The 20,112-nt window shown below is 69.6% G+C and carries 16 protein-coding genes and 1 pseudogene; 8 read left to right on the forward strand and 9 right to left on the reverse strand.

Going from position 1 to position 20,112, the window contains the following annotated elements:
- Positions 1–39: 39 nt before the first annotated feature.
- From OP79_RS07205 to OP79_RS07220, 4 genes are all read right to left on the reverse strand, one after another.
- Positions 40–522: a nitroreductase family deazaflavin-dependent oxidoreductase gene (locus OP79_RS07205; RefSeq protein ID WP_033319130.1), complete on the reverse strand. Its 483-nt coding sequence runs from the start codon at positions 520–522 to the stop codon at positions 40–42.
- 10 nt (positions 523–532) lie between these two features.
- A complete protein-coding gene (locus OP79_RS07210) occupies positions 533–1,378 on the reverse strand; it encodes an SDR family oxidoreductase (RefSeq protein WP_033319131.1) in 846 nt (281 codons plus the stop codon).
- Positions 1,379–1,488: 110 nt separating this feature from the next.
- Positions 1,489–2,253: an SDR family NAD(P)-dependent oxidoreductase gene (locus tag OP79_RS07215; protein ID WP_033319132.1), complete on the reverse strand. Its 765-nt coding sequence runs from the start codon at positions 2,251–2,253 to the stop codon at positions 1,489–1,491.
- A 143-nt stretch (positions 2,254–2,396) separates the two neighbouring features.
- On the reverse strand, positions 2,397–2,969 hold the full coding sequence (locus OP79_RS07220; protein WP_051744458.1) for an ester cyclase: 573 nt from the start codon (positions 2,967–2,969) through the stop codon (positions 2,397–2,399).
- Between the two features lie 215 nt (positions 2,970–3,184).
- Here OP79_RS07220 and OP79_RS07225 point away from each other — a divergent pair, with 215 nt between their 5' ends.
- Positions 3,185–4,144, forward strand: a complete 960-nt coding sequence (locus OP79_RS07225; RefSeq protein ID WP_051744459.1) for a helix-turn-helix domain-containing protein — start codon at positions 3,185–3,187, stop codon at positions 4,142–4,144.
- Between the two features lie 13 nt (positions 4,145–4,157).
- Here OP79_RS07225 and OP79_RS58450 read toward each other — a convergent pair.
- Positions 4,158–4,415, reverse strand: a pseudogene (locus OP79_RS58450) (transposase); the annotation flags it as partial.
- 388 nt (positions 4,416–4,803) lie between these two features.
- Positions 4,804–6,723: an ABC transporter ATP-binding protein gene (locus tag OP79_RS07230; protein ID WP_033319133.1), complete on the reverse strand. Its 1,920-nt coding sequence runs from the start codon at positions 6,721–6,723 to the stop codon at positions 4,804–4,806.
- A 141-nt stretch (positions 6,724–6,864) separates the two neighbouring features.
- On the opposite strand from OP79_RS07230, the gene OP79_RS07235 reads away from it, so the two are divergent.
- Together OP79_RS07235 and OP79_RS07240 are read left to right on the forward strand one after the other, a co-directional pair.
- A complete protein-coding gene (locus OP79_RS07235; protein WP_033319134.1) occupies positions 6,865–7,827 on the forward strand; it encodes a lysylphosphatidylglycerol synthase transmembrane domain-containing protein in 963 nt (320 codons plus the stop codon).
- Positions 7,828–8,161: 334 nt separating this feature from the next.
- The gene (locus tag OP79_RS07240) at positions 8,162–9,265 is read left to right on the forward strand and encodes a mechanosensitive ion channel family protein (RefSeq protein ID WP_033319135.1); all 1,104 of its coding nucleotides are present in this window, start codon (positions 8,162–8,164) and stop codon (positions 9,263–9,265) included.
- Between the two features lie 84 nt (positions 9,266–9,349).
- Here the strand turns inward: OP79_RS07240 and OP79_RS07245 are convergent, their stop codons facing one another.
- A complete protein-coding gene (locus OP79_RS07245) occupies positions 9,350–12,190 on the reverse strand; it encodes a beta-L-arabinofuranosidase domain-containing protein (RefSeq protein WP_033319136.1) in 2,841 nt (946 codons plus the stop codon).
- Positions 12,191–12,539: 349 nt separating this feature from the next.
- Between OP79_RS07245 and OP79_RS07250 the strand changes: the two genes are divergently transcribed.
- Both OP79_RS07250 and OP79_RS07255 read left to right on the forward strand, forming a co-directional pair.
- On the forward strand, positions 12,540–13,763 hold the full coding sequence (locus OP79_RS07250; protein WP_033319137.1) for a right-handed parallel beta-helix repeat-containing protein: 1,224 nt from the start codon (positions 12,540–12,542) through the stop codon (positions 13,761–13,763).
- A gap of 101 nt (positions 13,764–13,864) precedes the next feature.
- The gene (locus OP79_RS07255) at positions 13,865–15,292 is read left to right on the forward strand and encodes a glycoside hydrolase family 43 protein (RefSeq protein ID WP_051744460.1); all 1,428 of its coding nucleotides are present in this window, start codon (positions 13,865–13,867) and stop codon (positions 15,290–15,292) included.
- 24 nt (positions 15,293–15,316) lie between these two features.
- Here OP79_RS07255 and OP79_RS07260 read toward each other — a convergent pair whose 3' ends face one another.
- Entirely contained in the window at positions 15,317–15,946 is a 630-nt protein-coding gene (locus OP79_RS07260) for a hypothetical protein (protein ID WP_051744461.1), read from the reverse strand.
- A gap of 250 nt (positions 15,947–16,196) precedes the next feature.
- Between OP79_RS07260 and OP79_RS07265 the strand changes: the two genes are divergently transcribed.
- The 3 genes from OP79_RS07265 to OP79_RS07275 are packed head-to-tail and all read left to right on the forward strand — an operon-like array spanning position 16,197 to position 18,559.
- Positions 16,197–17,339: a sensor histidine kinase gene (locus tag OP79_RS07265; RefSeq protein ID WP_033319138.1), complete on the forward strand. Its 1,143-nt coding sequence runs from the start codon at positions 16,197–16,199 to the stop codon at positions 17,337–17,339.
- Complete coding sequence (locus OP79_RS07270) at positions 17,336–17,872, forward strand: response regulator (protein WP_078491654.1); 537 nt, start codon at positions 17,336–17,338, stop codon at positions 17,870–17,872. The genes OP79_RS07265 and OP79_RS07270 overlap by 4 nt, the downstream gene beginning before the upstream one ends.
- A 24-nt stretch (positions 17,873–17,896) precedes the next feature.
- Positions 17,897–18,559 carry a hypothetical protein gene (locus OP79_RS07275; RefSeq protein WP_033319139.1) on the forward strand — a complete coding sequence of 221 codons (663 nt, stop codon included), beginning with the start codon at positions 17,897–17,899 and terminating at the stop codon, positions 18,557–18,559.
- A 66-nt stretch (positions 18,560–18,625) separates the two neighbouring features.
- Here the strand turns inward: OP79_RS07275 and OP79_RS07280 are convergent, their stop codons facing one another.
- Positions 18,626–19,822: an ROK family transcriptional regulator gene (locus OP79_RS07280; RefSeq protein WP_033319140.1), complete on the reverse strand. Its 1,197-nt coding sequence runs from the start codon at positions 19,820–19,822 to the stop codon at positions 18,626–18,628.
- Positions 19,823–20,112: the final 290 nt, after the last annotated feature.

Consider the following 20,112-nt stretch of genomic DNA (forward strand, 5'->3'; position numbering starts at 1 on the left):
GCGACGGGGATCGGAACGCGGAACCGGTTTGTGCCCGGGTCAGTGCTCCTGGGCCGCCGGCTTCAGAACGAAGACCGGAATCTCTCGGTCCGTGTTCCTCTGGTACTCGGCGTAGGGCGGGAACGCCTCGACGGCTCGGGCCCACCACACGGCCTTCTCGTCCCCGGTCACCTCGCGTGCCAGCATGTCCTGGCGCACCGGGCCGTCCTGGAGCTCGACTCGGGGGTCGGCCACCGCGTTGTGGTACCAGACCGGGTGCTTGGGGGCTCCTCCCGCGGAGGCGACCACGGCGTAGGAGCCGTCGTGCTCCACCCGAATGAGCGGGGACTTGCGGATCTTGCCGCTCTTCGCGCCCAGGGTGGTCAGGATGACAACGGGCACGTCCCCCAGTTTCTCGTCCTCTTCACGGGTGACCAGGAAACCCAGCGTCGTTCCCTGCGTACCGCCGGAGCTTTCGTACAGCTCCACTTGGTCACGTACGAACTGCGCCGCGCTCGGCTCGTACACGCCTTTCAGTGGCATGGTGCCCCTCTCAGGCGTGGGTGTCGTCGTAGGCGAGGCTGTCGCCCAGTTCGCGGGAGGCTTCGGCCTGGGCGAGGAGTTCCTTCGCCTTGGCCTGGGCGGCCTCGATGGCGTCCGCGCCGGCGACGAAGCGCTGGAGGGGCTTGTCCTGGTCGGCGATGGTGAGCAGGGCGCGGGCGAGCTTGGCGGGGTCGCCGGGCTGCTTGCCGTTCATGCTCTTCATGCCCTCGATCCGCGGGGCGGTGCGCGGGGCGTAGTCGTCGATGGACAGCTCGGGCCAGATGGTGGAGCCGTCCACGAGGAGTTCGGTGCGGAAGTAGCCGGGTTCCACGACGGTGGTGTGGATGTTGTACGGCTCGACGTCGTGGCGCAGCGACTCCATCCAGCCCTCTTCCGCGAACTTGGAGGCGGCGTAGGCGGAGGTGAATTCCATGCCGACCAGGCCGGCGGTCGAGGTGATGGTGATGACGTGGCCGGCGCGCTGTGCTCGCATGTGGGGAAGGATGGCGCGGGTGACGTTCATCGGGCCGAAGAGGTTGGTCTCGAACTGTCGGCGCATCTGCGCGGGCGAGATCTCCTCGAAGTAGCCGGTGAACAGGTTCCCGGCGTTGTTGATGAGGACGTCGATGCGGCCGAAGCGGTCGACGGCGGCCTGGGCGGCGGCCTCGGCGTCGTCCAGGCTGGTGACGTCGAGCCTGGTGACCAGCAGGTTGTCCTGCGGTCCGCCGAGGGTCTTCTCGACCTCTTCGGGGCGGCGGCCGGTGGCGACGACCTGGTGGCCGGCGGCGAGGGCCTCGCGGGCGATGTCCGTGCCCAGACCGCGTCCGGCACCGGTGACGAGAATGACCTTGCTCATGGGTTTCCTTTCAGGCGCCGTTCATCCGGCATCTGGTGTGTGCGGTGGTGATGCGTCGTGCCCTCCCGGCGGCCGAGCGGGCGGAGAAGGGCCGGGCGGGCCGGACGGCGTCAGGCCTGGTCGGTGGGCATGATCCACAGTTCGGCGATGGAGGCGTGGCGGGGCCGGGTGACCATGTAGGTGACGCCGTCGGCGATGTCCTCGGGTGCGAGGATCTCGGTCGTGTCGAGGAAAGGCTGGATCATCTCGCCGTGGATCTCGGGCTTGTTGTGCGAGTCCAGTTCGGTGTTCACACCGCCCGGCTCCAGGACACCGACGCGGACGTGCCGCTGGGTGACTTCCTGGCGCAGGGACTCGGTGAAGCCGTTCACCCCGAACTTGGTGAGGTTGTAGACGCCGTAGCCGTTCCAGGCCACGCGGCCCGCGATGGAGCTGATGTTGACGATGTCGGCGACCCGGCGTGGACCGTCCTCGGCGGCCTTCAGCAGGTGCGGGAGGGCGGCGCGGGTGGTGTAGAGCAGACCCTGCACGTTGACGGCGATCATGCGCTCCCACTCCTCGGCGTCCGCGCCGACGACGGGGCCCAGCAGCATCAGGCCGGCGTTGTTGACGAGAGTGTCGAGCCGTCCGAAGTGATCGACGGTCTGCTCGACGGCGGCCTCGGCCTGGGTGCGGTCGGTGATGTCGGCCTCCACCACCAGCGCGGTGCCACCGGCCTTCTCGATCTCGGCGGCGAGTGCGTCCAGACGGTCCTTGCGGCGGGCCACCAGGGCCACGGAGGCGCCGAGCTCGGCGAGTTGGCGGGCGGTGGCCTCGCCGATACCGCTGCTCGCGCCGGTGACGAGAGCAACCGTGCCAGTCAGTTTCGATGCCATGAGGGTGTCCTGTTTCTTTGGTTCTCTGCATGTGCGGCACAGGGCCCGGCGGGGGCGAACCCTGTGCCGAGGGCGCGGCGAGGGCCGGTCATCCGCCCTCGGCGTGAGGGGAGTGGGGGCGGGTGCAGTACCGCGCTCCGCTGCTACGCGGCGGGGATGGCGCCCATCTGCCGGAGGATGCCGAGCATGTCGAGCTGGGCACGCTCCTCGACGATCTTGCCGTGGGACAGGCGGTAGAACGCCATGCTCTCCGAGCGAATCGCCTTGCCCGTGGCCTCGACCCCGGCGAAGGGTCCTTCGTGGGTACCGGTCATGGTGTAACGGACGGCCACGGTGTCGCCCTCGGCCCGCATGTCCTGCACCGTCCACTTGAGGTCGGGGAACGCCTTCAGGTTCGCCGCGACGATGCCGAGATAGGTGTCCCGGCCCTGCCACGTCTGGCCGCCGGAGTGCACGACGATGTCCGGGCTGACGAACTTGCTCGCCAGAGCGGGATTGCGACCGGGCAGGTACTCGCTGGTGTAGCGCTCGATGATGCGCTTGTTCACCTGAGCGGTCCCGTGGTTCCAGGAGACGGATTCCGGCGTGACTCGAGACGGCGACCCGGAACCGGTGTTGCGGTCGGCCGTGTCGGCCGCGGCTCCCGTTCCGAAGGCCGCGAGGCTGAGCGCTCCCAGCGCGGTGACTACGGCGGTCGGCCTGGTGTATCGACGCATGATCGTCCTTCTGACTCCGGTGATCACGGCGCCGACGGCGCCGCGAAGGGGCTGGAGACCGGCGGCACAAGCACCGCCGTATCCGGGCCATTCACACCGCCGTGGGGCGGTGCACCACCAACACAACCGGCTGTCACGGCGGCGTGGGAGTCCCTGATGAGGGGGTCACTGACAGGGACCCCCAACCCGGCGGCGGCGCTCGTAGAGTGAAACGCATGGCAGGCAGAAAAGACCCCAACGGCAGCAACCGCGATATTCGTGATGATTTCCGCGCGGAGATCCGGGAGTTCCTGGGCACGCGACGGTCCAAGGTCACCCCCGAGCAGGCCGGACTGCCCGTGTACGGCGGAGAGCGCCGACGGGTCACCGGGCTGCGCCGGGAGGAGGTAGCCCTGCTCGCGGGCATCTCCAGCGAGTACTACACCCGCCTGGAGCGCGGTAACGCCACCGGGGTATCGGAGAGTGTCATCGAGGGCATCGCGCAGGCGCTGCAGCTCGACGAAGCCGAACGCATCCACCTGATCGCCCTCCTGCGCGGCGCCGGCACCACCCGCCCGCCACGCCGCCGGCCGGCCCAGCAGCGCATCCGGCCCGCGGTACAGCGCGTCCTCGACTCCATGAGCGGCACACCCGCCTTCGTCCTCAACGGACGCGGGGACATCCTGGCCGCCAACCGCCTCGGGCGTGCCCTCTTCTCCCCGGTCTACGCCGACCCTGTGCGCCCGCCCAACAACGCCAGATTCATCTTCCTCAACCCGCACGCGACCGAGTTCTTCCGCGACTGGAACCAGGTCGCAGGCGACTGTGTCGCCATGCTGCGCGCCGAGGCCGGCCGCGATCTCTACGACCGGCGGCTGACCGACCTGATCGGCGAACTGTCCACCCGCAGCGAGGAGTTCCGTCACCGCTGGGCCGCCCACAACGTCCGCATGCACACCACCGGCGTGAAGCTCCTCCACCACCCCGTCGTCGGCGACCTCGACCTACCGTTCGAATCCTTCCCGGTGGGCGGCGACCCCAGCCAGTTCCTCCTCAGCTACACCGCCGAGCCCGCCTCCCCCACGCAGGACGCTCTGAACCTGCTGGCCAGTTGGGCCGCGACGGACGACGACATCGAGCGGTCCACGCCGGCCGACGGTTCCGAGCCGGCCGACTCGACCGAGACACCCGACTGACCGGTTGAAACGGCTCGGCCGCTGCCAGCCGAGCGGTTCCGTTCGGGTCGACGGCCATGAGGCATGACCAGCCGCGCTCCTCCAGCGCGAGCCGGAAGGTGACGCTGGGGCCGTAGCTGGAGTCGACCAGGATCTCTGGCACGGTCGGCAGCCAGGCCGCCAGCCGGTCCAGCAGACCCAGTGCCAGCCAGGTCCGACGCGGTCGGGCACTCGGGCCGCCTCGCGTCACCTGTCGCCCGCCGCCCACTCCTAGGGCAGGAACAGCTCCCACCCAACTTCCCCTGCAGTCAGGGTCTTCACGCTACGAGGGGAGGGACAGCCTGGCGCAGCCGCAGTCCTTGAAGAACGAGCCCATACCGCGGGCGAGCTGTCGTGCCATGTAACAAACCTTCCGAACGGGAGCCAGGCATCTGCGCCCAGGCCCCGCCGCGGCGGTCACCAGGTCAGCATGCCAGGACGCTTGCGCGCCCAATGCTGACCGTTTGCTGACCCGAGCAACCCGATCACGCCTCTGACCTGCATAAATACCCAGATGCTAGATCTTGGATTTGAACATGGTGCGCAGCATGAGGCGTTGCTCCTGGGGTGAAGAGGGTCGCGTCCCGGGGTGCGGGTACGCGCCGACGCCGCCCAGAGTACGGCGGCGCCCCGCGCGCTGCCTACGCCACTGCCTCGCCCACCACAGCGATCTCCGCCACATCCGCCTTCTCGAGCGGCGCGGCCTTCTGGAACTGCGTCCGGTACAGCTCCGCGTACCGTCCGCCCGCCGCGAGCAGTTCCTCGTGCGTGCCGCGCTCCACGATCCGGCCGGCTTCGACGACGAGGATCGCGTCGGCGGCCCGTACGGTCGACAGCCGGTGGGCGATGACTACCGCGGTGCGGCCCTCCAGGGCTTCGGTGAGGGCCTCCTGGACGGCGGCTTCAGAGGTGTTGTCCAGGTGGGCGGTGGCCTCGTCGAGGATGACGATGCGCTGGCGGGCCAGCAGCAGGCGGGCGATGGTCATGCGCTGGCGTTCGCCGCCGGAGAGCCGGTAGCCGCGCTCGCCGACCACGGTGTCCAGGCCGTCGGGCAGGGAGCGTACGAGGTCGTCGAGGCGGGCGCGGCGCAGTACGGCCCACAGTTCGTCGTCGTCGGCGTCGGGCCGGGCGAGCAGCAGGTTGGCGCGGACCGAGTCGTGGAAGAGGTGCCCGTCCTGGGTGACCATGCCGACGGCTGCCCGCATCGACTCGGCGCTCAGGTCGCGGACGTCGACGCCGCCGATGCGTACGGAGCCCTCGTCGGTGTCGTACAGCCGGGGCAGCAGTTGCGCGATGGTCGACTTTCCGGCGCCGGAGGAGCCGACGAGGGCGACGGTCTGACCGGGTTCGGCGCGGAAGGAGATGCCGTGCAGGACCTCGGCGCCGCCGCGGGTGTCGAGGGAGGCGACCTCCTCGAGCGAGGCCAGGGAGACCTTGTCGGCGGACGGGTAGCCGAAGCGGACGTCGGTGAACTCGACGGAGACCGGACCGTCCGGCACCTTCCGGGCGCCCGGCTTCTCCTCGATCAGCGGCTTCAGGTCGAGCACCTCGAAGACGCGCTCGAAGCTGACGAGGGCGCTCATGACCTCGACTCGGGCTCCCGCCAAGGAGGTCAGGGGCGCATAGAGGCGGGTGAGAAGCAGCGCCAGCGACACCACGGCGCCCGGTTCCAGGCTGCCGCGCAGCGCGAACCAGCCGCCGAGTCCGTACACCAGGGCGAGTGCGAGCGCGGAGACGAGGGTCAGGGCGGTGATGAACGCCGTCTGCGCCATCGCCGTACGCACCCCGATGTCGCGCACCCGCCGGGCCCGCGCCGCGAACTCCTGCGACTCGTCGTCGGGCCGTCCGAAGAGCTTGATGAGCGTGGCGCCGGGCGCGGAGAACCGCTCGGTCATGCGGGTGCCCATCGCGGCGTTCAGGTCGGCGGCCTCGCGCTGGAGTTTCGCCATCCGACGGCCCATGCGGCGGGCGGGGATGACGAACACCGGGAGCAGGACCAGGGCGAGCAGGGTGATCTGCCAGGACAGGGTGAGCATGACGGCGAGGGTGAGCAGCAGCGTCACGAGGTTGCTGACCACTCCGGACAGGGTGTTGCTGAACGCGCGCTGGGCGCCGATCACGTCGTTGTTGAGTCGGCTGACGAGCGCCCCCGTACGGGTACGTGTGAAGAACGCGACCGGCATGCGCTGCACATGATCGAAGACCGCTGTGCGCAGATCGAGGATGAGTCCCTCGCCGAGCGTCGACGAGAGCCAGCGGCTCATCAGCCCGAGCCCCGCCTCGGCGAACGCGATCAGGGCGATGAGCAGGGCAAGGCGTACGACCGTGCCCTCCTCACCGCCGGACACGATCGCGTCCACGACGCGCCCGGCGAGGACCGGCGTCGCCACGGCGAGCAGCGCGGTCGCCACGCTGAGCACGACGAACTGCGCGATACGGCGGCGGTGCGGGCGGGCGAAACCGGCGATGCGGCGCAGTGTCGCGCGGGCGAAGGGGCGGCGTTCCTGCTGGGCGTTCATGACGCTGTGCAGCTGCGTCCAGGCGGTGGTTTCCATGCTCATGCGTACGACGCTAAGACCTCAAGCAACCTTGAGGTCAAGGGGTTGACCGATGCACATGACCCAAGGACGTGCCCGGCGCGTAAGCCGCCGTCCCCGTGCCCGCAACCGCCCGTTGGCACGGCGCGGAAAGCCTCTCCAGGTGTGACGGACGTACGACTTCCCCGAGCCCTCCACCGACGCATCCCGGTCCGCCAGATCCTGTGCCTGCTTCCGCTCGCCCTCGTGGCCGTGGTCGCGGTGCGCCACTGGTCCGTGCTCGTGGACGGCTTCGGCCACCTGGCGACGGCCAAGTGGCCCTGGCTGCTGGCGGCGGGTGCGGCGACCTGCCTCACCTGGGTCGCGGCGGCCGTCACCCGGCAGGGCGCCCTGGTCGAACGGCTGCCCAAATGCCGGCTGCTCGCCACGCAGTTCGCGGCGGGCGCCGCCAACCACCTCCTGCCGACCGGGCTCGGCGCGAGTGCCGTCAACCTCCGCTTCATGGCGGTGTGCGGTGTTCCGCTGGCCCGCTCCTCGGCCGCGCTGGCGCTCTATCTGCTCGCGGAGTCCATAGCCCGGACCGGCCTGCTGCTGGCCCTGCTGATCGCCTTCCCCGACGCGCTGCGACCCGACAAGCTCATCCCGGACGCGGCGATCGGTCCGCTGCTGCTCGCCGCCGGTGCGGCGGTGTGCGTCGCGGTGGCGGTCCTGCTGCTCGCACGACGGCTGCGTACCGTCGTGTTCACCTTCCTGCGGACCGCGCTGAGCGAGGCGCGCTCCGTGCACACCCGGCCGGCGCGCGCGCTCGCGTTGTGGGGCGGCTCGATCTCCTTCCCCATCCTGCAGGCGGCCGGACTGGTCGCGGTGGGGCTGGCGTTGGGGCTGCCGGTGTCTCCGCTGCACATCGTGGTCGCGTATCTGGCGGCGACGGTCGCCGTGGCGCTCATCCCCACGCCGGGCGGTATCGGCTCGGTCGAGGCCGCGCTGATCGTCGCGCTGGTGGCGGCGGGCGGCCCGGCCGCGGTGGCGACGGCGGTCGTGCTCGCCTACCGCATCATCACGGTGTGGCTGCCGCTGCTGCCGGGGGCGTTGACGCTGGGCGCGTTGGTGCGGCTGAAGATGATCTGAGCCTCGGCCCCGGTGGCGGCGTATCCAGGCCATCTTGGGCGCGGCGAAGGGGACGAGTCCCAGCCCCCTGAGTCGCCGGTGATCACTCCGCGCATGCCCTGCCCCAGCCACGCCGGGCGTCCACACACTCAATGCGCCTACGCCGATGGCCGGAAACGAAGCGGGCCAGGGGTGAGGCATACGCGCGAATACGGCAGGATGAGCGAGCCTGCCGTGTCTTCGTACAGATGTCCCGGCGGGAGCGCACTTCACGGAATCGAGCAGCAGGTGACCAAGTGACAAGACATCGCATACCGGGCGTAAGCGCCCTTCCCAGCGCGACGGGAGGCAGTTGGTGAACCGCGATCTCACCGCGCAGGACATGATCATCGCCGGCGTCTGGGTGGCTGTCGGGCTTGCGGCGGGCATCCTGCTGCGGCTGCTGCTGCGCTGGCTGGGCAAGCACGCGGACCGTACGAGTTGGCGCGGGGACGACGTCATCGTCGACTCGCTACGCGCGCTGGTACCGATCGCGGCGCTGGCCGGCGGCGTGGCCGCTGCCGCGGCGGCCCTGCCTCTGACGAGCCGGGTCAATCACAACACCAACCAGGTCCTGACGGTTCTCCTCATCCTCGCCTCCACCATCACGGCGGCGCGCATCATCACGGGCCTGGTGCGGGCCGTGACCCAGTCACGGCAGGGCGTCGCCGGATCGGCCACGATCTTCGTCAACATCACGCGTGTCGTGGTGCTGGCGATCGGCATCCTGGTGGTCCTGCAGACCCTGGGCATCTCCATCGCCCCGCTGCTCACCGCCCTCGGCGTCGGCGGTCTGGCGGTCGCGCTCGCTCTCCAGGACACCCTCGCGAACCTCTTCGCGGGCATCCACATCCTCGCTTCGAAGACGATCCAGCCCGGTGACTACATCCAGCTGTCGAGCGGCGAGGAGGGCTATGTCGTCGACATCAACTGGCGCAACACGGTCGTACGTGACCTCTCCAACAACTTGGTGATCATCCCCAACGCCCAGTTGTCCAGCACGAACATGACCAACTTCAGCCGTCCCGAACAGGAGATGACGCTCACCGTGCAGGTCGGGGTCGGCTACGACAGCGACCTGGAGCATGTCGAGCGGGTGACCTCCGAGGTGGTGATGGAGGTGATGACGGAGGTCGAGGGCGCCATGCCCGAGCACGAACCCGCCATCCGCTTCCACACGTTCGGGGATTCGCGGATCAGCTTCACGGTCATCCTGGGCGTCGGCGAGTTCAGCGACCAGTACCGGATCAAGCACGAGTTCATCAAGCGGCTGCACACGCGCTACCGGGTCGAGGGCATCAGGATCCCCTCCCCCGCGCGGACGATCGCGCTGCAGAACGGCGGCCCGAACGGCAGCGGGGCCATTCCGCCGCAGTGGGACGGCGTCACAACCATCTCCGTGGACACGCAGAAAGCATGAGCCGAGCGGGAGGTCACCGTGTCAACACCGGTGACCTCCCCGGCAGTTGCCTCGCCCGGAGAGACCCGAGAGATCCGCCCGCCGTCAGGGCACGTACGTGGCGTTCTGCACCGTGGTGACCACCTGCTGACCGTCGGCCTGGCTCAGCAGCCCGGCCGACACCCAGGAATTCACGGTCGACTGCACACGCGAGACCAGCGCGCCCTTGTTGGCGAACGGCGCCCCCGCCCAGATCTCGTCGAGCAGCGTCGTACCGTCGGACTTCGCCGGGTTGGCGACCCCGGAGTCCGTGTTCCCGAACACGACCTTGGGCTCCGCCCGGCGGACATAGGCGTGCGTCCGGTCCTCGGTGCCCTCGTAGAAGGGGGCGAACTCGGTGCCGTTCAGCGTGTAGTGGAGCGGCTTGCCGGACACCGGCGTCAGTGAGGGCAGCAGGTCGCCGGAGAGCGCGGCGTTCTTGTAGAGCCCGACCTGGAGATGGCTTGTGCTGGAGTTACGGCCCACCAGGTTGACCGGGCCGTAGAAGAGCGTCTGGAGGGACGGGTCGTCGAGCGCCTTCTCGACCCGCAGCCGGAACGGGATGGTGACGCGTACGGTGTCGCCGCTCTGCCAGTTCCGGGAGACGGTGAAGTAGCTGCCGGGGTTCGGAGTTCCGCTGACCGCGCTGCCGTTGACGGTCACCCGGAAGCCGCCGGTCGCCCAGGACGGCACGCGCAGCTTCAGCTCGAAGGAGGCGCTGCCGCCGGTGACGGTGAGCGTGGAGCCCTGCTCCCTCGGGTAGTCCGTGGCCTGCGTGACGGTGACGCCCTTCGCGGACCAGGTCAGCGTGGAGGGGCTGTACAGGTTGACGTACAGGGCGGAGTTGTCGGCCTTCGTGAAGTACACCGAGTCCTGGTACTTGGTGGCGCTCTCCATGCCGGTGCCCTCGCAGCAGGTGGTGCCCTGCTTGGGCGTGTAGTCGCGTACGTGCCCGGGCGTGAGGCCGATGAAGTACGTGACGAGCGGCTTCTCCGCGTCGGCCTTGTCCTGCTTGGAGCCGAGGACCTGGTTGTACAGGGCCCGCTCGTAGTAGTCCATGTACTTCGGGTCCTGGTCGTGGAAGAACAGCATCCGGCTCAGCTTTAGCAGGTTGTACGCGCAGCAGGTCTCGGCGCTGGTGTCGCTGATCGTGCCCGCGACGAGCCCTCGGGCCTTCCAGAACTCGGCCGTGCTCGTCCCGCCGATGCCGAACATGCGGTGCGGGATGACCATGCCCCAGAAGTTCTTGGCGGCGGTGAGGTAGCGGGTCTCGCCCGTCGCGTCGTACAGCCTGACGTACCCGGTGAAGATCGGGATGTGCTGGTTGGCGTGCAGGCCGTCAAGGGTGTCGGTGTTCGCGGCGCAGGCGTCGATGAGCTTGTCGAGGTCGAACAGCTTGGCCAGCGCGAGGTGTTCGGCCTTGCCGGTGATCGAGTGCAGGTCGACGATCGTCTCGACGATGCCGCCGAACTCGCCGCTGGAGAAGATGCCCCACATGCGCTGGAGCGTGGAGTCGGGCAGCTTGGACAGCCGGGAGTACATCCAGTCGCACATGCCGGACGCGAGGTCGAGCGCCCGGTCGTCGTCGGTGGCGAGGTACGCGTCCAGCAGGCCCTTGAGGATCTTGTGCGCGGTGTAGTAGGGCGCCCAGACCTTGGTGTAGTCCGCGGTGGTCCGCGACTCCAGGTCGATGAACTGCGTCTCCGGGTACGCGGCGAGGAAGCCGGGGTGGCTCGGTCCGCCCCAGGTGCGGCGCAGGGTGGCGGTCAGGCCACGGCCCGAGGCGTCGGCGAAGGTGCCGCCGGTGGTGGCGGAGAAGTAGTACGACGCGAGGTTGCCAAGTCCGGCGGAGGAGTTCTTGGCCTCGTTCGTCTGCAGCGAGGTGATCTCGGCCGCGGTCAGGGCCCGTGACCAGACGTTGAACTCGTCGAAGGCGCCCGCGAACACCGGGTCGCCGGAGAAGTTCGAGCGGCCCAGCCAGTTGTTCGTCAGGGTGCCCAGGACGGACGGGTTGAGCGTCATCGAGGTGTTCTGGGCGACGGCGGTGCCATTGACGTAGAGGGTGCCGGTGCTGCCGGAGATGGTCACCGCCAGATGGCTCCACTGGTTCAGCGGCAGCGCGGCGGTGCCGTTGAGCCCCTGCTCCCCGCCCGGCCCGTTGGTGGTGATGGCGAACCGCGGCACTCCGTTCGCGTTGCGGCCGGCCAAGTACATGTACCGGGTGGCGTTGTTGCCGAAGTCGAAGACACGCTGCCAGTTGGCGTTGTGGGTGGGCTTCACCCAGACCGACAGGGTGATCGCCGCGGCACCGCCGAGCACGGCGGCCGGGAGATCGACGTACTGGTACGAGCCCCGGACGTTCTCGTGGGCGCCGCCCCACTTCCCGGTGACGGCGAGCATGCGCGGGGCGGTCCGCAGTGCCGCGCGCACGTCGGTCAGCGCGCCGATCATGGTGCGGATCTTGTCGGCGTACGCCTGGTCGCCGGTGGACGCGTACGCCTGCGACAGCATGGTCAGGAAGTGGCCGGTGTAGTGGCCGCGCAGGTTCCCGTTGGCCTCGCCGTCCAGGCCCTCCCAGCCGCCGGGGGCGACCGCGCCGCCCGTGGAGAGCCCGGCGTTGGCGCGGAAGACCTGGAGCAGCCGGTTCACGTCGTAGCCGCGACCGTGGTCGAGCATCAGCTGGCGCTTGGTGGCGAAGACGCCCTGCCCGAGCTTCACGTCCTCCAGCTCGAACGGCCGCACCGCCCAGGCGGTCGGCGCCGGCAGCCCGGCCGCGACGGCGACCGCTGCCGCGGCGGCACCGGTCTCGGCGGCGGCGCGGCCGACGGGGATCGTGGATATCACCGGGGTCGCGGCGACCAGGGCGGCGGCGCGGAGCAGGGATCGTCTGGAGGGGGATGACGCCATGGGGGGGCCTCTTCTACTCAAGCTTCTGGTCGGGAGCGATGTCCGATATATCGATCAAGGTTCGGATAACCGACCAGAACGTAAGAGGCAGGCGGGTGCACGTCAATGGTTGCGTCACGATCAGCTCGTACGTATGCCTGCGACTCACCGGCGCCAGAAGTCGCCAAGCGTTCGCGGAGTCTTGACGCGGCCCCACCTGCACCTTACGTTTCGACCGGCTTGCCGAACTCCGTTCGAAATGTCGGCCATTGGCCGGTGTTCATGGTTCCCGACAGCGCGACACGGCAACGTCCCGCGGTCGGGTGACCACAGAAAGACGACATCCGTCCGGACAGGAAGAGGAAGCCTTATGCGCACAGTCGGTGTGCTCGCCGGATTACTCGTGTTGGGGGTCGCGGTGCCGACGACGACAGCAACGGCGACAGTGACGGCCGAGGGGACATCAGCCGCCGCCACGCCCACCATCGTCGTGGCCGTGAACGGCGACGACTCCGCTCCAGGAACGCTCGCGCGTCCGCTGCGGACCATTCAGAAGGCCGTGGACAAGGCGCGGCCCGGTGACGTCATCGCCGTCCGCGGCGGTACGTACGGGATGACCGACAACATCACCATCACCACCTCGGGCACGGCGTCCCAGCCGATCACCCTGGAGGCGTACCAGGGTGAACGCGTCGTCGTCGACGGGGAGCAACTGCCCGCCAGTCACACACCTGTTGGCGGCAGCATCCCGCGTGCCGAGCGCGGTGCCATCCACCAGGAGGCGTCCCACTGGCGGATCTCGGGACTGGAGATCGTGAACGGCCCGTACGGCATCTACTGCGACGGCTGCAACAACAACGTCTTCTCCGGCCTGCGCACCCACGACAACTACGAGTCGGGTTTCCAGTTGCAGGGTGCCTCCAGCAACAACCAGATCCTGAACCTGGACAGTTACGGCAACCGCGATCCGCGCAAGAACGGCGAGAGCGCGGACGGGCTCGCCATCAAGGAGGGCAGCGGGAGCGGCAACGTGGTGCGGGGCGCACGGCTGTGGAACAACGTCGACGACGGCTTCGACGCCTGGAAGTTCACCTCGCCGATCGTCATCGAGGACACGGTCGCGTACGGCAACGGCTTCAACCGCTGGAACTTCCCCGACTTCGCGGGCGACGGCAACGGCTTCAAGATGGGCGGCGGGGATCCCGACCCGTCGGTCGCCCACACCCTGCGCAACAGCGTCTCGTTCAAGAACGCCAAGCACGGCGTCACCGACAACGGCAACCCCGGCGCGCTCGCGCTGAGCCGCAACTCCACCTTCGGCAACGCCGGTACGGGCTTCGACGCCGACGGTGCGGGATCGCGTGCCGTACTGAAGGAGAACCTGTCGGTCGCGGACGGGCGGGCCGTCGCCGTCGGCTCGGGCACCGTCGCCACCGGCAACTCCTGGAACTTGGGCGGAAGTTGGGGCGAGTCCTCCGTCCAGAGCACAAACCCGGCCGCGATCACGGGGCCCCGCGACGCCGACGGCTCCCTGCCGTCCGCCGCCGGCTTCCTGGTCCCGCGTAACGGCACGGCCATCGGGGCGCGCCTGTGAACTGACCGCTGCGTACGGCCCGTTCCGCAGGGCCCCGAACGAGAAACAGGGCCCATGGGACGGGCCGTACCCGCAGAAGAAAGCACCGAGGAGAGCCGCACATGAACACACCGGACAGACCCGCCGCCGTACCGAACGACACCAGAGCCCCGAACTCCCTGACACCGTCCCGCCGTGGCGTGCTGCGGGCGATGGCCGCCCTCCCCGCTTCGGCGGTCCTGCTGGGCGCACTGCCCGGAACGCTCGGCTCGGCCCTGGCCGCCGCACCGCCCCGCGGCTCCGCCACCCGCTACACCATCGTGCCGTTCCTCAACAGCACCGACGCCACGGTCAATGTGTACGAGTCCGACGACGCCACCGACTTCCGGATGCTGAAGGCGTCCGCGTACACCCCGCCGGCGGGCCGGATCCGTGACGCCAGCATCTTCCGGCACTCCGACGGCTACTACTACGTCACGTACACCACGCACACCTGGCAGGACACCAGCACCACCATCGGCTTCGCCCGCAGCTCGGACCGGGTCAACTGGACGTTCCTGTACGACTACACCGTCCCCATCGCGAACCTGTCGCGCGCCTGGGCACCCGAGTGGTTCGTCGACAGCGACGGCAGCGTGAACATCATCCTGTCCTGCTCGACCACCAACGACCAGTGGATCTTCACGCCGTATCGGCTGAGGGCCACCAACTCAGCGCTCACCGCGTGGAGTTCGCCCGTGGCCCTGTCCGGCATCGGCGCCAACCACATCGACACGTTCATCGTGAAGCTCGGCTCCACCTACCACGCGTTCACGAAGAACGAGACGACGAAGTACATCGAGTACGCCACCGCTACCGCCCTCAACGGCCCGTACACCATTCGCAGAACCGGCAACTGGGCGGGCTGGGGCAGCACCCGCGAGGGCGCCGCGCTGATCCAGCTCGACAACGGCGCGTGGCGGATCTTCTTCGACGGCTACGGCGACGGCAGCTACTACTACAGCGACAGCTACGACACCTTCGCCACCTGGAGCGCCCCGAAGAGGCTGCCGTCGATCTCCGGCACGGCACGCCACTTCACCGTGCTCAAGGAGACGGTCTCCGGCGGGGTGAACCTGCCGGCGAACGTCAGCCGCTCGCTGCGCTCGGCCAACTACACCACCCGCTACTGGCAGGAGCAGTCCGCCCTGCTCAACCTCCCCGTGGTGAGCTCCACGAGCAGCGCGGCGGAGAAGCAGGCGGCGACGTTCACGGTCGTGCCGGGTCTCGCCGACGCGGGCGGCTACTCCTTCCGGAACGCGGCCGGGAACTATCTGCGCCACTGGGACTTCCGGGCACGCTTCGACGCGAACGACGGCTCGTCGACCTTCGCCAGGGACGCCACGTACATCGCCCGTACGGGCACGGCGAGCGGCTCCGTCCGCTTCGAGTCGTACAACTACCCGGGGTACTACCTGCGCCACTACAGCTACCAGCTCCGGGTGGACCCGACGGACGGCTCCGACGTGTTCCGCCAGGACAGCTCGTTCGTACCCGCAAATCCGCTCTGACCTGGGAGGGGTTCGCACGACGGCTCAGGCGGACACCGGGTTCGGGGCGGAAGCGTGCTCGATACCTCCAGCTGTCCGCCACAGCGCGGCCGAGAGCCACATCAGGATGACGCCGACCAGGACGTGCAGCGCACTGGTGAGCAGGGAGTCGGGCAGCGAGGTCAGGAACGCGAACAGCGGCAGGACGACGGCGTACCCCCACGACGGAACCCTCGGCAGGACGCGGGCCCGGATCATCGCCGCTCCGAACAGGGCGCAGCCCACGGCGAAGACCGCCGCGGAGCCGATGAATGCAGGGATCGTGGGCCCGGTCAGGGTCTCCTCGATGACGTCGTCGTCGAAGTAGAACAGCACCAGGTTCGAGGCGAACGCGGCACCACCGAACAGACCGAGCCCGACGAGGTTCACGATGTGGGCGACCTCCGCGAGGCGCCCGCCGGCCGGGCCCTGCCGCCGGTGCAGTGCGGTGAGCAGCGGCAGGGCGAACGCGGAGGAGAGGGCGAGGGGGACGCTGGTCGCGGAGGTCTCCCCGGTGAACGCCTCGACCAGCGCGGGCAGGGCGATCAGCAGGCCGGACAGCAGCCCGCACAGGGCGCCGGCACGAAACGTCGATGTCGATGAGGTGAGGGTCGATGAGGTGAGGGACGAGGACATGAGGCCGCTCCGGGTGCTCGGTCTGGCTCGGGCAGTGGGTCAGGGCCGTCACGGTAGGGAGCGGCAAGCAGGTGGCGGGAGGTGCAGGACGTCGGCCGTCGGCAGCCGGAAGTCACCGTCTTCCGGGCCGTGTTGTGCCGTTCGGCATGTGCCGATCGGCCCGAACCGGCCGGAGTTTCCCGCCGGTGCCCCTCGGCGGTCGCGTTCGGCCTAGCCTGGCGGCAGCGGGTGAGGGGGCGAGGCGGTGCGCATGGCGGCATATGGGCCCGTGCGGTGGGTGGCGCCGCTGCTGTACGGCGCGGTGCTCGTCGGCGGTCTGTACTACGCGGCGGCCGGCCTGGGCGACGGCCCTGAGCCCGCGGCATGGCGAGTGTCGGGTTTTGTGGCCGCGATCGGGGCGCTGTTCGCTCTGGAAGCGGTCGGACGCCGCCGGCCCGGGGCCCGGGTGCCGCTGCTGCTGGCCCGGTGCGGACTGATCGGTGCTGTGGTGTTCCTCGACACCTCGGGCCTGTCCCAAGTGCTGTTCGTGCTGCTGCCGTTCACCGCCTACTTCGCCTTCGGCCGCACGACCGCGCTCGCGCTGGGCGCGCTGTGCCTGGCCGGGCCGCTCACCGCGTACCTGCTGACCGCACCCGGCTGGTATCGCGATCTGGAGCGCGTGTCCGACCTGCTGATGCTCTCCGTCGGCCTGGTGCTGGCGATCTCGATGGCCGCCGTGGCCGTCGGCGAACAGCGCGCCCGGCTCGAAGTGGAAAAGTACGCCGCGCGGGTCGCCGCGCTGTCCGCCGCCGCCGAGCGCAACCGGCTGGCCCGGGACATCCACGACAGTCTCGGGCACCATCTCACGGCGATGTCCGTGCAGTTGGAGATGGCCTCGGACTTCCGGGCCCTGGACCCCGACGCGGCCCAGCGGGCGCTGACCGAGGCGAGGCGGTCGGTGCGGCTCGCGCTGGGCGACGTCCGGCAGTCGGTCCGCGCGCTGCGCGGCGAGGCGGCGCACCCCACGCTGGCGGCCGCGCTGGCCGGCCTGACACACAGCGGTGCGGCATCGCCGCGGGTCACCGTCGAGGTGAACGGTGATGAGGACGGCTACAGCACGGCCGAGCTGACCGCTCTGTACCGGGCCGCGCAGGAGGGCGTGACCAACGCGCGCCGCCATGCGCGGGCCACGCGGGTGACGGTGGCCGTCCGCCTGGCCGAGGACGCCGCACAGCTGGAAGTGACCGACGACGGCCGCGGCTTCGCACCGGACGCGACCGTCACCGGGTTCGGGCTGCTCGGGATGAGGGAGCGGGTGCACCTGGTGGCGGGGAGCGTGGAGATCGACAGCGGCCCGGACTCCGGTACCCGGCTGACGGTGACCGTTCCGCGCGGGAAGACGGGGGAAAGATGACCACGGACGACCAGGAGCCGGCGCCGCCGGTACGGGTGCTGGTGGTGGACGACCAGCGACTCATCCGGGACGGCATCGCCTCCCTGCTGTCCATCCGGCCGGGCATCGCCGTCGTCGGTACGGCCGTGGACGGCCGGGACGCCGTGGCGAAGACCCTGGAGCTGGAACCGGACGTCATCCTCATGGACGTCCGGATGCCGGAGATGGACGGGGTCGAGGCGGTCGCCGTCCTGCGCGGCCGGGCACCGGAGTGCAGAGTGGTGATGCTGACGACGTTCGACGACGAGGAGTACGTCGTACAGGCGCTGCGGGCGGGCGCCCACGGCTACCTGCTCAAGGACCTGCCGGCCGAGGGCTGCTATTTACGCGTCAGGGTCCTGGAATCGCGTCAGGGTCTTGGAATGCGGATGCGGGCCTTGGCCCGTCTGCTGCTGGCGGATGGGTGGCTGAATCGGATCCGTGGTTACGAGGCGGTGGTGCAGGCGCTCCGCCTGTCTCTGGTCGGAGCCGGTCGGGACCGCCAGGAGACATGAGGCCTCCGCAGTACGTCCGGAAGCGTGCCATGCTTCGCGGCGAACGACGTCCACCGGATTACCGAACAGGGCAACCCGACCAAGAACACGGCCGGCAGCCGGTTCCATGGGGAGTCCCCCAATGCGGCGCGGCGGCAGATCCTGCTATGCAGAAACCAGCCCGTTTTCCTCCTCAGCCTCGCCTTCGGGATGGTGGTCATGGACTCCGACGTTTTCACTGCAGACATGCATGAGCGAGTGCAGGCCGCCCGCCGGCGCCATGACGAAGCAGCGGCCGCGCGCTACAGCGAAGGGCTCCCGCAGCGTGAGGCGGCCAAGCGTCCGACGGGGCAGGGTGTCTCCCTGCCGGACACCGAAACCCAGCTCCAGGCGCGTGCGGAACACCTGATCAGCGGTGATGCGCTGCCCATGGAGACGGTGTTGTCGCTTGCAGCGCAGGAAAAGCCGGGCCGACGGCTGCTGGAGCGCATTATCGGCGCCTCCAAGGACCTCCAGGCGGTCAGCTTCCTCTCGCGCGGGTCGCGTGCCGCCGCGACCGTGGGCCGCGTCTCGATGCTCGACAACGGCAGGCTGCTGCCGCTGGGAACGGCGTTTCTCGCCTCCCCGGATCTGCTGATGACCAATCACCATGTGCTGCCGGACGCGGAGACAGCCGCCATGGCCGCCATGGAGTTCGCTGCCGCCTGACGCGCGTGCGCAGGCCGGGCCGGCGCGGCGTACTGCCGGCCGCTCGCGGGACTCGCCTGTGCGGCCTCAGGTTCCCTGGGCACGGGTATGCAGGTCGGCACGGGCGCGCCTCAGGGCGACGGCGAGGGCGCCGCGCAGGGGGGCCGCGTCGCCCAGGGCGCCGGACTCGATGGGTGGGGGCAGGGGCGCGAGGGCGTTCACCGCCGCGCGGACGGGTTCGAGCAGGGCGGGGTGGCTGCCGATCGGGCCGCCGAGGAGGACGAGTTCGGGGTCGACGACCGCGCAGACGGTGGCGATCGCCTCGCCGATGGTGCGGCCCTCCGCTTCGACGACGGCGCGGGCCTGGTCGTCGCCCTCGTCGGCACGCCGAAGGATCTCGCGGGCGACGGTCACGGAATCCGGACCGTCAGTTGTTGACTGCTGCGCGCGGAACCCCGCCGCCGCGACGGCGCGGGCGAAGCCGTGTCGGACCTGGGTGCCGGGGGGCTGGGAGCTGACGCTCAGGTAGCCGATCTCCCCGGCCACCCCGCGCGCGCCCCGGATGAGCCGGTCGCCGATGACCAGCCCCATGCCCATCCCGACGCCGATGAAGACGTAGGCGAAGCTGTCCGCGCCGCGTCCCGCGCCGTGCCAACGCTCGGCCACGGCGGCGAGGTTGACGTCGTTCTCCACCAGCAGCGGGGCGTCGGTCAGACCGGCCAGGGCTTCCTGGGGCTGGAAGACGCCCTCCGGGTAGGGGGTGTCCTCCAGCGGGATCACGGCGGAAGTCCTGGGATCGACGGGGTTGGCAACAGACACCCCGATGGTCAGGGGCTTTCCGTGGCCGACGGTCCCCTGGTCGATCGCCCCGGTGATGATGGAGCGCAACTGCCTGGCGATGTGCTCGGGGTCGCGGGGCTGAGCGGGTTGGTGCGTGCTCTCCAGGAACGGGCGGCCGAAAAGGTCGGCGGCGCACATCCTGATCTCGTTCTGATGGAGGTCTACGGCGATGACGAAGCCCGCGTCCGCGGCCACCTGGTAGTAGGTACCGACCCTCCCCTGTCGGCCGCGCTGTTCCCCGGCGGGCAGCAGCAGCTTCATCTCCTCCAGACGGCGCACCGACTCCGAGACGGTGGTCTTCGAGATGCCCGTTCGCTGCGCGAGCTCCGCGCGGGTGATGGGCGCCTGCTCGAACACGGTGTCCAGCACGATCTGGTCGGTCAGCTCCCGCAGCAGGCTCATGCTGGGCAGAGCCGCGCCTGCGAGCTCTCGACGGATCTCCATCGCACCTCTTCGTCGTCTGTTGTCGTCAGACCCTCTTGCCGCCACATGCCGTCGTTGTTACCTTATCGCGAAATCCCCTTTAGTAAGGAAACCTTCCTGACTATATCGCGACCAACCGGCAGCAGCGCTCGGTAGGTGCCGACTGCCGAGGTCGACGCGGAGATCTCGAGCGAAGCCGAGCGCTTGGGGAAGGGTCGGCGGGCCAGACGCGGATCGCCTCGATGAGCGCGTCCTGCACGGCGTCCTCGGCCGCCGCGAAGTCGGCTCCGCGGCGGACGAGGACGGCGAGC

The organism is Streptomyces yerevanensis (assembly GCF_000716805.1).
In the GTDB taxonomy this organism is placed as follows: Bacteria; Actinomycetota; Actinomycetes; order Streptomycetales; family Streptomycetaceae; genus Streptomyces; species Streptomyces flaveus.